This is a genomic window from Ruegeria meonggei (assembly GCF_042768335.1).
In the GTDB taxonomy this organism is placed as follows: Bacteria; Pseudomonadota; Alphaproteobacteria; order Rhodobacterales; family Rhodobacteraceae; genus Ruegeria; species Ruegeria meonggei.
In genome coordinates, this window is record NZ_JAXHBT010000001.1 from 1,578,373 (window position 1) to 1,590,334 (window position 11,962).

The 11,962-nt window shown below is 57.8% G+C and carries 12 protein-coding genes; all 12 read right to left on the minus strand.

The features are described 5' to 3' along the window. From SJY13_RS07740 to nuoH, 12 genes are read right to left on the minus strand one after another with little or no spacing between them, the layout of a single operon-like run. On the minus strand, nucleotides 1-1,668 hold the full coding sequence (locus SJY13_RS07740; RefSeq protein ID WP_377189821.1) for a ribonuclease J: 1,668 nt from the start codon (nucleotides 1,666-1,668) through the stop codon (nucleotides 1-3). Then, on the minus strand, nucleotides 1,665-2,444 hold the full coding sequence (locus SJY13_RS07745; protein ID WP_085821129.1) for a type III pantothenate kinase: 780 nt from the start codon (nucleotides 2,442-2,444) through the stop codon (nucleotides 1,665-1,667). The genes SJY13_RS07740 and SJY13_RS07745 overlap by 4 nt, the downstream gene beginning before the upstream one ends. An 11-nt stretch (nucleotides 2,445-2,455) precedes the next feature. After that, entirely contained in the window at nucleotides 2,456-3,205 is a 750-nt protein-coding gene (locus SJY13_RS07750) for a biotin--[acetyl-CoA-carboxylase] ligase (protein ID WP_377189824.1), read from the minus strand. A gap of 54 nt (nucleotides 3,206-3,259) precedes the next feature. After that, nucleotides 3,260-4,702 carry an NADH-quinone oxidoreductase subunit NuoN gene (nuoN, locus tag SJY13_RS07755; RefSeq protein WP_085821131.1) on the minus strand — a complete coding sequence of 481 codons (1,443 nt, stop codon included), beginning with the start codon at nucleotides 4,700-4,702 and terminating at the stop codon, nucleotides 3,260-3,262. A gap of 15 nt (nucleotides 4,703-4,717) precedes the next feature. Beyond that, on the minus strand, nucleotides 4,718-6,262 hold the full coding sequence (locus SJY13_RS07760) for an NADH-quinone oxidoreductase subunit M (RefSeq protein ID WP_085821132.1): 1,545 nt from the start codon (nucleotides 6,260-6,262) through the stop codon (nucleotides 4,718-4,720). Then, a complete protein-coding gene (nuoL, locus tag SJY13_RS07765) occupies nucleotides 6,262-8,415 on the minus strand; it encodes an NADH-quinone oxidoreductase subunit L (protein WP_377189829.1) in 2,154 nt (717 codons plus the stop codon). Before nuoL ends, SJY13_RS07760 begins: the two co-directional genes overlap by 1 nt. A 6-nt stretch (nucleotides 8,416-8,421) precedes the next feature. After that, complete coding sequence (gene nuoK, locus SJY13_RS07770) at nucleotides 8,422-8,727, minus strand: NADH-quinone oxidoreductase subunit NuoK (RefSeq protein ID WP_050602759.1); 306 nt, start codon at nucleotides 8,725-8,727, stop codon at nucleotides 8,422-8,424. Beyond that, the gene (locus SJY13_RS07775) at nucleotides 8,724-9,359 is read right to left on the minus strand and encodes a hypothetical protein (protein WP_377189833.1); all 636 of its coding nucleotides are present in this window, start codon (nucleotides 9,357-9,359) and stop codon (nucleotides 8,724-8,726) included. Before SJY13_RS07775 ends, nuoK begins: the two co-directional genes overlap by 4 nt. Continuing rightward, on the minus strand, nucleotides 9,356-9,958 hold the full coding sequence (locus SJY13_RS07780; protein ID WP_085821135.1) for an NADH-quinone oxidoreductase subunit J: 603 nt from the start codon (nucleotides 9,956-9,958) through the stop codon (nucleotides 9,356-9,358). Before SJY13_RS07780 ends, SJY13_RS07775 begins: the two co-directional genes overlap by 4 nt. Continuing rightward, a complete protein-coding gene (locus SJY13_RS07785) occupies nucleotides 9,955-10,365 on the minus strand; it encodes a carboxymuconolactone decarboxylase family protein (protein WP_085821136.1) in 411 nt (136 codons plus the stop codon). Before SJY13_RS07785 ends, SJY13_RS07780 begins: the two co-directional genes overlap by 4 nt. Next, entirely contained in the window at nucleotides 10,362-10,856 is a 495-nt protein-coding gene (gene nuoI / locus SJY13_RS07790) for an NADH-quinone oxidoreductase subunit NuoI (RefSeq protein WP_085821137.1), read from the minus strand. Before nuoI ends, SJY13_RS07785 begins: the two co-directional genes overlap by 4 nt. A 1-nt stretch (nucleotide 10,857) precedes the next feature. Beyond that, complete coding sequence (gene nuoH, locus SJY13_RS07795) at nucleotides 10,858-11,895, minus strand: NADH-quinone oxidoreductase subunit NuoH (protein ID WP_085821138.1); 1,038 nt, start codon at nucleotides 11,893-11,895, stop codon at nucleotides 10,858-10,860. Between the last annotated feature and the right edge of the window lie 67 nt (nucleotides 11,896-11,962).

An 11,962-nucleotide genomic window follows, 5' to 3' on the forward strand; every position in this document is an offset into this window, starting at 1 on the left:
TTACTTCATTCGGCTGATCACCGTCGTCACCTCGGGCTTTTTGCCGATCTCAGATTTTGCGGTCTGCCGAACGATGCGGCGCAGGGCTTCTTCCAGTTTGTCATCATCGCGCAGGGTTTTTGCATCTGCCCGCATGAGGAACTGGTTCAGATCCTCTTCCAGTACCTCGACCAACGCCGCACGCGAGGTTCCGGTTTCGGACAACCCCATCGTATCGCACCAGGGCTCGCCCAACGGCTCGTTCTCTTCGTCCAGAATAACGGTCACAGTAACATGCCCGTTCAGCGCCATTCGGATTCGGTCGCGCACAACCCCGTCCAAAGCACCAACCTTGACCGTGCCGTCCAGATAAGTGCGACCGGTTTCAATATAGTCCACCACACGCGGCGCGTTCCCGGTCAGGTCCAGCATAGTGCCGTTGACCGCCAGAATACCCGTGCGCCCACCGGCCTCGGCCAACTTGGCGTGTTCGCGCAGGTGACGGTGTTCACCATGCATCGGGATGACCATCTGCGGATCGATCAGCGCATGCACTTTCTCAAGATCCGGTCTATTGGCATGGCCCGAGACATGATAGAGACCCGAGCTGTCATCCACCACATCCACACCCTTTTCGCTGAGCTGGTTCATTATGAAGATCACGCCACGCTCATTTCCTGGGATGGTCTTGGACGAGAACAGGAACAGATCGCCCTCTTTCAACTCCAGCCCGCGATACTTACCGCGCGCCAGTTGTGCGCTGGCGGCCCGACGTTCACCCTGACTTCCGGTCACAAGTAACATCAGATTCTGGCGCGGCAGGTCGACGGCCTCTTCGGCGCTAACGACTTTGGGAAAGTCCGTCAGGATGCCGGTTTCAGTGGCCGCCTCGATCATACGTCGCATGGCGCGACCCAGCAGAACGACCGAACGCCCGGCCCGCTGCCCGGCTTCGGCCAATGTCTTCACCCGGGCCACGTTTGACGCAAAGGTCGTGGCAACCACCATACCGCTGGCGCTTTCTACCAACTTGGTGATCTCGGGGCCGACGTCGGATTCCGAGCGTCCGGCATGCTGGGAAAACACGTTTGTGCTGTCGCACACCAACGCTTTTACGCCGGGCTTGGCCACCTCGGCCCACAAGTCGGGATCAAACGGCTCGCCCACGATAGGGGCTGTGTCCAGCTTAAAGTCGCCCGTGTGCACGATCCGGCCCGCAGGGGTGTCAACAACCAGCGCGGCACTTTCGGGAATCGAATGTGACACCGGTAGGAACCCGACCGAGAATGGACCTACCGAAATCTGTTCTGGCCAGGCCGAGATGGTCTGAACCGCGTCTTCGGGGTGGCCATGCTCTTCCATTTTGCGGCGCGCGATGTTGGCGGTGAACGCCCGCGCATAGATCGGCGCGCCTAGTGCGCCATAACAATGCGCCACAGCGCCGACGTGGTCCTCATGCGCGTGGGTGACAAAGACGGCCTCCAACCGGTCGGCACGTTCCTGCAACCAGGAAATATCCGCGTGAATCAGGTCAACCCCCGGCGTCGTGTCCATATCCGGAAAGGTCACCCCCAGGTCAACAAGGATCAACCGTTCTTGCCCAGGCTTGCCATAGCCATAGACATACGCGTTCATGCCAATTTCGCCTGCACCGCCCAGCGGCAGATAGATCAGTCGTTCACTGCTCATGTCGAGCCATTTTCCTTGTTATAGCGATGGATCACGGTCAGGCCGTGCATCGTCAAATCGTCTTCGATGGCGTCAAACCCGACGTCAGCCTGATCGAACAAAGGGGCCAGCCCGCCAGTTCCGATCACTTTCATCGGCATTCCATATTCTGCTTTGATCCGGGCAATCAACCCCTCGATCAGCCCGGAATAGCCCCAATACACGCCTGACTGGATACAGCCAACCGTATTCGTGCCAATCACCCTTTCCGGGCGCGTGATGTCGATATGCGGCAATGCCGCTGCCCCTTGGTGCAAAGCCTCAAGGGACAGGTTTACACCGGGCGCAATGATGCCGCCAACATATGCCCCATCCGAGGCCACAACATCAAAATTCGTAGCCGTTCCAAAATCGACGACAACCACATCGCCACCATGCCGATCGAACGCCGCCACCGCATTTGCCAACCGGTCCGGCCCGGGTACTGTCCCCTCATCTATCCGGGGCGCAACCGGCAGCAGGCATTCCGGCTTACCCACGACCAGCGGCCGGCACCCAAAGAAACGGTCCGCAAAAATCCGCAGGTTGAACACCACCCGGGGCACTGTTGAGGCAATTATGACATCTGTGATGTCAGCCTCGATCCCGTAATGCTTTACCAAAGTCGAATACCAGGTGAAATAGGCATCTGCCGTGCGGGAATGGTGGGTCGACGTGCGCAAGGTGCACAGAAAACTCTCACCATCCCAGATCGAGAAAACGGTGTTTGTATTGCCGCAATCAATTGCCAAAAGCATCCCGGTCTCCTTCAGAAAAACACATCCGCCGCAGGAATGCCAACGCGGCCTTTGGCGGTCTTTAGGACAAGGTTGCCGCTGCTGTCCACGGTTTCAAAGGTCCCCACCGTCTCGGACGTAGTGGTGCGGGCGGTGATGACTTCGCCCAACCGGGCTGCGCGGGACAACCACGCGGTTCGGATCGGCTCGAACCCGTAGGTGGCAAACTGGCTTTCGTACCCGGCATAAGCTGCGGCCAGTTCGGTTAAAAAATCCTCAGGCGTGACGCTGGCACCGGTTTCAGACAGCAGCGAAACAGGGCGCAGTGCACCGGGTTCTACCGCATGGCTCGGAGGGGCCTCGGACAGGTTGACGCCAATGCCGATGGACAAGTGCGACACGGCGCGTCCCTGCCCTGTGCTTTCCAAAAGGATACCAGCCAGCTTCCCACCGTTCAGCAACACATCATTAGGCCACTTAAGCGCAAAGCCCGCAGCACGCCCGGTGACCGCGACACAGGCGTCAAACAGGGCCAGCGCCGCCACAAAGCTGCGCAAGGCGGCTTGTTCAGGGCTACCGTCCGGGCGCATCAACAGGGTGGCCGCCAGATTGCCCTTAGGGTTGGCCCAGGCCCGCCCCCGTCGACCACGTGCCGAAGTTTGGCTATGCGCCGTGATCCACACTGGTCCTTGCGCCGAAGGGGCAATACGGGCCGCCTCATCCAACGTGCTGTCGACCTGTTGCAACACGTGCAAGCCGTATCCCTGCGGCCAGTCGGTCATGTCAAAAAGGCCCGGTTCGCCGACCGAGCCCTCTGCAATTGGGTAATTTGTATGTCAGTTGACAAGTGTCGTTGCCGCGGCTGCAGCCGCGCTTTCGATACCGAACTGATAAATCACGCCGACCAGCATCATCGCCGCAGACCCCATAAGGGCAACCCACAGAACCGGAGTCGAGCGCGTCTCGATCGGGTCCTCATTCTCGTCCCCGAAATACATATAGAACACGATCCGCAGATAATAGAACGCACCGATGACCGAGGCGATGGCCGAAACGATGACCAAGCCCGTCAGACCCGCACTGACACCGGCTTGCCACACGCCGAACTTGGCGAAAAAACCCAGCATCGGCGGCACGCCTGCAAGGCTGAACATCAAGATCAATACGGCCAATGCCTTACCGGGATCACGCTTTGAATACTGGCGCAAAGCATCGATGTCAGTGACGGGTTTTCCATCGCGCTCCATCATCAGGATGAACGCAAACGTGCCGATATTCATGGTCACATAGATCGCCAGATACATCAGCATCGCCTTGACGCCCATTTCGGTGCCCGCCGCCAAACCAATAAGCGCATACCCCATATGGGCAATCGACGAGAACGCCATCAGACGTTTGATGTTGCGCTGACCGATGGCCGCAACTGCGCCCAGCAGCATCGAAAGAACCGAAAGCAGCACAATCACCTGCTGCCAGTCTTTCACCACTCCACCAAAGGCGTCATGCAGCACCCGCGCAAACAGGGCCATCGCAGCCACTTTGGGCGCGGTTGCGAAGAAAGCTGTAATCGGCGTAGGCGAGCCTTCATATACGTCCGGTGTCCACATATGGAACGGCACGGCCGAGACCTTGAACGCCAGGCCCGAGATCAGGAAGATCAGGCCGAAGAGCAGACCAACTGAAACCTCTCCGTGATGGACCGTCTGGATGATGCCCGAGAACAGCGTGGTGCCGGTAAAGCCATAGACTAGCGATGCACCGTACAGCAGCAGGCCCGAGCTGAGCGCACCCAGTACAAAGTACTTCAGACCGGCTTCGGTGGATTTGGCGCTGTCACGACGCAATGCGGCCACAACATACAAGGACAGCGATTGCAGCTCCAGCCCCATATATAGAGACATCAGGTCGCCTGCGCTGACCATCATCATCATGCCCACGGCGGCCAGCGCCACCAGCAGGGGGTATTCGAACCGCAACAGATCGCGCCGCGCCATGTAGTCCTGGCTCATCACCAGAACCGCAGCTGCAGACAAAAGGATTGTCACCTTGGCAAAGCGAGAGAACCCGTCATCCACAAACATGCCGTTGAACGCCACGTTGACACCGTCGCCGTTGGTGGCGATCCAGAAGGCCAGCAGCGCCATCAGCGCCGCCGTCGTCCAGACCAAAACCGAAGCCAGCCCGTCTTTCGTCGTGTAAACGGCCCCAATCAAAGCGACCATCGCATAGACAGCCAGAACGATCTCCGGCAGGATTATTGTCAGATCAGCCTGGATCATGTCTCCAAAGCTCCCTTAATGCGAGGCGGCCGTCTGGGTCACGGCTTCAGCCGCGGCCAGAGCCGTGTCATAGTTCAAAATCAGCGCCGCGGTCGAGTTGCCGATCACATCAGTTACCAGCGACGGGTAGACCCCCAGCAGGATGGTCATCACGATCAGCGGCGCAAAGATCAGCCGCTCGCGCGAGCTCATGTCCGTCATCGCCTTGAGGCTTTCCTTGATCAGGTCACCAAATACCACGCGGCGATAAAGCCATAGCGCGTATGCAGCCGAGAAGATCACACCGCTTGCTGCCACAGCCGTCACCCAGGTGTTGACCTGAAAGGCGCCCATCAGCGTCAGGAACTCCCCGATAAAGCCGCTGGTCCCCGGCAGGCCGACATTGGCCATGGTGAACAGCATGAAGACCAAGGCATACGCGGGCATCCTTATCACCAGACCGCCATAAGCTTCGATATCGCGGGTATGCATCCGGTCATAGATTACTCCGACACACAGGAACAGCGCCGCCGAGATGAACCCATGGCTGAGCATCTGAAATATGGCCCCGTCGATCCCCTGCTGGTTCGCGGCAAAAATCCCCATGGTCACAAAGCCCATATGCGCGACCGAGGAATAGGCGATCAGCTTTTTCATGTCTTCCTGCACCAGCGCCACCAGCGAGGTGTAGACAACGGCAATCGCCGACATCCACAGCACCAGATCGGTCATCACGGCTGACCCCACCGGGAACATCGGCAGACTGAACCGCAAGAAGCCATAGCCACCCATCTTCAACAGGATCGCCGCAAGCACGACGGACCCCGCCGTGGGTGCCTGCACGTGCGCGTCCGGCAACCAGGTATGAACCGGCCACATCGGCATCTTGACGGCAAAACTGGCGAAGAATGCCAGGAACATCAGCGTTTGCATGCCGCCTACGACGTAGACACCCAGCACGCTGAACCCGTCAGATGAGAAATGATGCGTCATCAGCGCCGGGATGTCTGTGGTGCCGGCATCCGCATACATCGCAACCATCGCCACCAGCATCAGGACCGAGCCGAAAAACGTGTAGAGGAAGAACTTGAAGCTCGCATAGATGCGCTCTTTACCGCCCCAGATACCGATGATCAGGAACATCGGGATCAGGCCGGCCTCGAAGAACAGGTAAAACAGCACCAGATCCAGCGCCATGAACACGCCCAGCATCAACGTTTCCAGCAACAGGAAGGCGATCATGTATTCCTTGACGCGGTCGGTCACGTTCCAGCTGGCCAGGATTGTCAGCGGCATGATGAACGTGGTCAGTAGCACGAACAGAACGCTGATGCCGTCCACGCCCATTTTGTACTTCAGACCTAGCAGCCACTGGCCTTCTTCCACCATCTGGAAGCCGGTGTTGGACGGATCGAAACCTGTGTAGATACCGATCGAGACAAGAAACGTCACCGTAGTTGCAACCAGCGCGACCCATTTTGCGTTGCGCTGTGCGGCCACGTCCTCGCCATGCAGGAACAGGGCCAGAATGCCTGCCGCCACGGCCGGAATGAAGGTGACGATCGAGAGGATGTTATCCATTAGTGGGCGCCTCCGCCGATCGACATCCAGGTGACCAGGGCTGCGATGCCCAGAACCATCCAGAAGGCGTAAGTAAAGATGTAGCCCGTCTGCGCCTTTCCTGCGAGGCGGGTAAAGAAGGGAACAACGCCCATCGCGATCCCGTTCAGGAAGCCGTCGATGGTGTTGCCATCGCCGCGTTTCCACAGGAACCGGCCTATTGCCAAGGTGGGTTTGACAAAAATCGCATCGTAGATCTCGTCAAAATACCATTTGTTCAGCAGGAACAGGTACAGCGGACGCTGGTTCGCTGCCAGACGTGCGGGCAGCGACGTGTTCACGATGTAGAACCAATAGGCCACGATAAAGCCCAGCGCCATCGCGACAAACGGCGAGACCTTGACCCATTTGGGGGCTGCATGCGCATCGTCCAGAACATGGTTGTCCGGCCCCATGTAAATCGCGCCCTCTCCAGGCTCACCGGCAAACACATAGTGATGATCACCGCCATGGGCCGCTTCTTCATCATGTGCAGCACCATCGCCGTGGCCGTCATCCGCGTGCGCCTCATCAGCATGCGTGTCGTCACCATGGGTCGGATCGGCAGTGCCGTGATCACCAGCTTTAGCATGCTCGGACGCCTCGGCCACCGGAATGCCATAGAACTTGCCAACCTTGTCCGCGTGGCCAAAGAAGTTGCCATACCAGATCATCCCAGCAAACACCGCGCCCAGGGACAGAACCCCTAGCGGGACCAGCATGGACATCGGGCTTTCATGCGCGTGCTCATGGGTGTGCTTGTCGCCCCGCTCTTCGCCATAGAAGGTCAGGAAGATCAAGCGCCAGCTGTAGAATGAAGTGAACGCAGCCGCTATCACCAGCATCCAGAACGCATAGCCCGTGCCACCGGCAAAGGCGCTTTCGATAATCGCGTCCTTGGACAGAAAGCCAGCGAACCCGATCTGAGTCAGTGGAATGCCAACACCCGTGATGGCCAGCGTGCCGATCATCATCGCAGCGAAAGTAAAGGGAATCTTCTTCCGCAAACCGCCGTATTCGGTCATCTCCTGCTCGTGATGCATGGCATGGATGACCGATCCTGCGCCAAGGAACAACAGCGCCTTGAAGAACGCGTGTGTCAGCAGGTGGAACATCGCTGCCGAATACATGCCAACACCCGCGGCCACAAACATGTAGCCCAGCTGTGAACAGGTCGAATAGGCGATCACCCGTTTGATGTCGGTCTGTACCAGACCCACGGTCGCGGCAAAAAACGCGGTCGAAGCACCCAGGAAGGTGATGAACCCGGTCGCACCCGGCGCGAACTCCATCAGGGGCGACATGCGGCAGATCAGGAAGACTCCAGCCGTCACCATGGTTGCGGCGTGGATCAGCGCAGACACAGGCGTCGGGCCTTCCATCGCGTCCGGCAACCAAGTGTGCAGGATCAACTGCGCCGATTTCCCCATAGCGCCGATGAACAGCAGCACGCAGATCACTTCGATGGCGCTCCATTCGCCCCACAGGAAGTGCAGTTGTGTCTCTGCCAGTTTCGGGGCCGAGGCGAAGATGTCTGAGAAGTTGATGCTGTCGGTCAGCAGGAACAGCGCAAAAATCCCCAGCGCAAAGCCAAAGTCACCAACCCGGTTGACGATGAACGCTTTCATCGCGGCGGCGTTAGCGGTCGGTTTGCGATAGTAGAACCCGATCAACAGATAGGACGCGACGCCCACACCTTCCCAGCCAAAGAACATCTGAACCAGATTGTCCGCCGTCACCAACATCAGCATCGCGAAGGTAAAGAACGACAGATAGGCAAAGAAGCGCGGCTTATAGCTTTCGCCCTCACGCCATTGCGGGTCGTTGTCCATGTAGCCAAAGGAATACAGGTGCACCAGCGCCGAGACGGTCGTCACCACAATCAGCATGATCGCGGTCAACCGGTCCAGACGTACCGCCCAGCTTGTCGACAGCGATCCGCTTTCGATCCAGCGCATGATCTCGATCTGCTGGGTGTGACCGTCAAAGGTGAAGAAGATGATCCAGCTGAGCAAACAGGCCAGAAACAGCAGGCCCGTGGCGGTCCACATGGCAGCCTTCTCGCCAATAAATCGCCAGCCAAACCCGCAGATCAGCGCGCCCACCAGCGGGGCAAAGAGGATGGTGGTTTCCATAATCTCTTACCCCTTCATCATATTGACATCTTCAACCGCGATTGAACCACGGTTGCGGAAGAAACAAACCAGAATGGCCAGCCCGATCGCCGCCTCGGCCGCCGCCACGGTCAAGACGAACAGCGTAAACACCTGCCCGACCAGATCGCCGAGGAAACTGGAAAACGCCACGAGGTTGATATTCACCGCCAGCAGCATCAGTTCGATGCTCATCAGCAGGATGATGACGTTCTTGCGGTTCAGGAAGAGACCGAAGATGCCGATGACGAACAGCGTCGCCGCGACCGTCAGATAGTGTTCAAGTCCGATCATAGCTTCGCTCCTGGCGAGTCGGGGTAGTAGAGTTTGCAGCCGCAAAAAGTGTCTATCGAATCGTTGCCCAAACGGTATTCGTAGAATTCCTCGAATTCGCTTTCGTCGTATGAACGAAGTCCAATCTCCGACGCTTGGGCGCGCAAATCACTAACGTTGTCAATTTTAGAAAGCTCTAGCGGGCCTTCGGGCGCTAGATGGTGTCCAATTAGGCTTGGCGTATATCCCGCAATGTGAGCTTGACCTTCTTCCGGATAAGGTCCTTTCCCAAGCAGGATGGCAGCCTGCACATTCTGGCAATCGGTGATCACCAAGTTGGTTTCAGGATTACAAGCATCCAGACTGTGGACCGTTTGCACCAGCAAGCCTGATTTGATCTTGTTAACTGGTGTACCAAAATAATTATCGTATTCGCCAGCAAAGGCAAAACTGCAGTACTGCCCACGGGCAACCGGAAATATGCCCTCACCACCTTCTTGGTCGCGGATCTTTTCGAGGACATCCCAATGAAACTCTGTACCCGTATCCATCAGGAAGCCCGCCATTGAGGCTGTCGAACAAGCATAGGAAGCACCGCTTGACGCAACCCAAGCGAAACAGATCGCTGGGATATGCTTCGTTACTTTTTTCACAACCCCTGCCCCGGTTTCACGTCCTTCAACTCCATCGCCTTGGCCGGGTCGCGCATCATCTGGCCGATGATGTCCTGACGCTTGATGTCCTTGCGGTGGCGCAGGGTCAGAACGATGGCGCCGATCATGGCCACCAGCAGGATCAGGCCCGCCAGTTGGAACAGAAGGAAGTATTGATCGTACAGGATGACACCCAACGCCTCGGTGTTATGGCGATCCACTGGCACCGGCTGCGCCAGATTGGCCGCCGCGCCCTGCGCGCTGTCCCACGCGCCAAAGGCCATGACGAACTGCATCAGGATGACCAGACCGATCAGTAAGGCCAACGGCATATAGCGCGCCATCTCAGCCTTGAGTTCGGCAAAGTCCACGTCCAGCATCATCACCACGAACAAGAACAGCACCGCGACCGCGCCGACATAGACGATGATCAGCAGCATCGCCACAAATTCGGCGCCCAACAGCACGAACAGCCCTGCCGAGGAGAGAAAGGACAGGATCAACCACAGAACCGAGTGCACCGGCTGGCGGCTGATCACCGTGAACAGCCCGCCGGTGATGGCGCTGATGGCAAACAGGTAAAAGGCAAAGACAGTCATTGATCCTCATCCCCGTTGTCACCCATGACCTCTTTCGCCAGATCCAGCGCCCGGGTCATGGCTGGGATGCCGGCAAAGACCGACATCTGACCGATCGTTTCCACGATCTCTTGTTTCTTGGCTCCGGCCTCCAGTGCGTGGCGCACGGTCTGACGCACGGCGCTGTCAGCTTGTGCGCCCTGACAGGTCAGCCCGGCCAGCGTCAGCAACAGGCGGGTTTTAGCGTCCAGCCCCTCTTTGTTGACGGTGTTGCCAAACATCATCTCCATGACCTCTTTCGGCATGGTCGGCCAAAGCGACTCGAACCCCTGAGGCGAAAAATTCTCGAGCCCCGGATTCAAAGACTTGGCCATATCCTGGGCCTGTTTGAGCATCTGTTCGAACGGATTTTTCGGTGTGTCAGTCATCGGTACGGTGCATCCATTTCCAGATTTCGCGCGATCTCGGATTCCCAGCGTTCGCCATTCGACAAGAGTTTCTCCTTGTCATAAAACAGCTCTTCACGGGTTTCCGTGGCGAATTCAAAATTCGGGCCTTCGACAATGGCATCCACCGGGCAGGCCTCTTGGCAGAAGCCGCAATAGATGCACTTGGTCATGTCGATGTCATACCGCGTGGTGCGGCGGCTGCCGTCTTCGCGCGGTTCAGCGTCGATGGTGATCGCTTGGGCGGGACAGATCGCCTCGCAGAGTTTACAGGCGATGCAGCGTTCTTCGCCATTGGGATAGCGGCGCAGAGCGTGCTCACCCCGGAACCGCGGCGACAGCGGGCCCTTTTCATGCGGGTAGTTGATGGTGGCCTTGGGGGCGAAGAAATACTTCAAACCCAATTTCATGCCGACCCAGAAGTCCTGCAGCAGAAAATACTTGGCGGCGCGGGTGTAGTCGATTTGGGTCATCTCAGCCTCCTACGCTCCAACGGGCGTAAGCGCCCCAGAACCAGTCGAATTTTGCTGCAAAGGCCACAAAGACCACCCAGGCCAGCGAGAACGGCAGGAACACTTTCCAGCCCAGCCGCATCAGCTGGTCATAGCGGTAGCGCGGCGTGATCGCCTTGACCATCGCAAAGAGGAAGAAGAAGAACGCCATCTTAGCGACCATCCACAGCACGCCGTCGGGCAGGCCCGGGATCGGCGACAGCCAACCGCCGAAGAACAGCAGCGTGGTCAAGGCGCACATCAGGAAGATCGCGATGTATTCACCCGCCATGAACAGCAGGAACGGCGTGGCAGAGTATTCGACCTGATAGCCAGCCACCAGTTCTGATTCCGCCTCGGGCAGGTCAAACGGCGGGCGATTGGTTTCCGCCAGTGCTGAGATAAAGAACAGGAAGACCATCGGGAAATGCGGCAGCCAGTACCAGTTGAACAGGCCCAGATTGCCGTCTTGTGCCTGCACAATTGCACCAAAGTTCATCGAACCCGTCGACAGGATCACTCCGATGATGATCAGGCCAATGGAGACCTCATACGAGATCATCTGCGCAGCGGACCGCAAAGACCCCAAAAACGGGTACTTTGAGTTCGACGCCCAACCGCCCATAATCACGCCATAAACTTCCAGCGAGGATACGGCAAAAACGTACAAGATCGCCACGTTGATATCTGACAGCACCCAGCCGTCGTTGAACGGGATCACCGCCCAGGCGATCATTGCCAGAACAAAGGAGGTCAACGGCGCGAGGATAAAGACCGTACGATCGGCCCCAGCGGGTATCACCACTTCTTTGACCACATATTTCAGCGCATCCGCCACCGATTGCAGCAAGCCATAGACGCCAACAACATTGGGCCCGCGGCGCATCTGAACCGCGGCCCAGATCTTGCGGTCGCCATAGACAAGGAACAACAGCGAGATCATCACAAAAGCCACAACTGCCAGCACTTGCGCCAAAATGATGATGGCTATTCCGCCTGGGGTGTTAAAGAAATCAGCCATTGGTCCTCACACCGTGGGTATTCCGTTTTCCGCGTGCGATGCAGAGGCCATGTGCCTGCGCAATCTG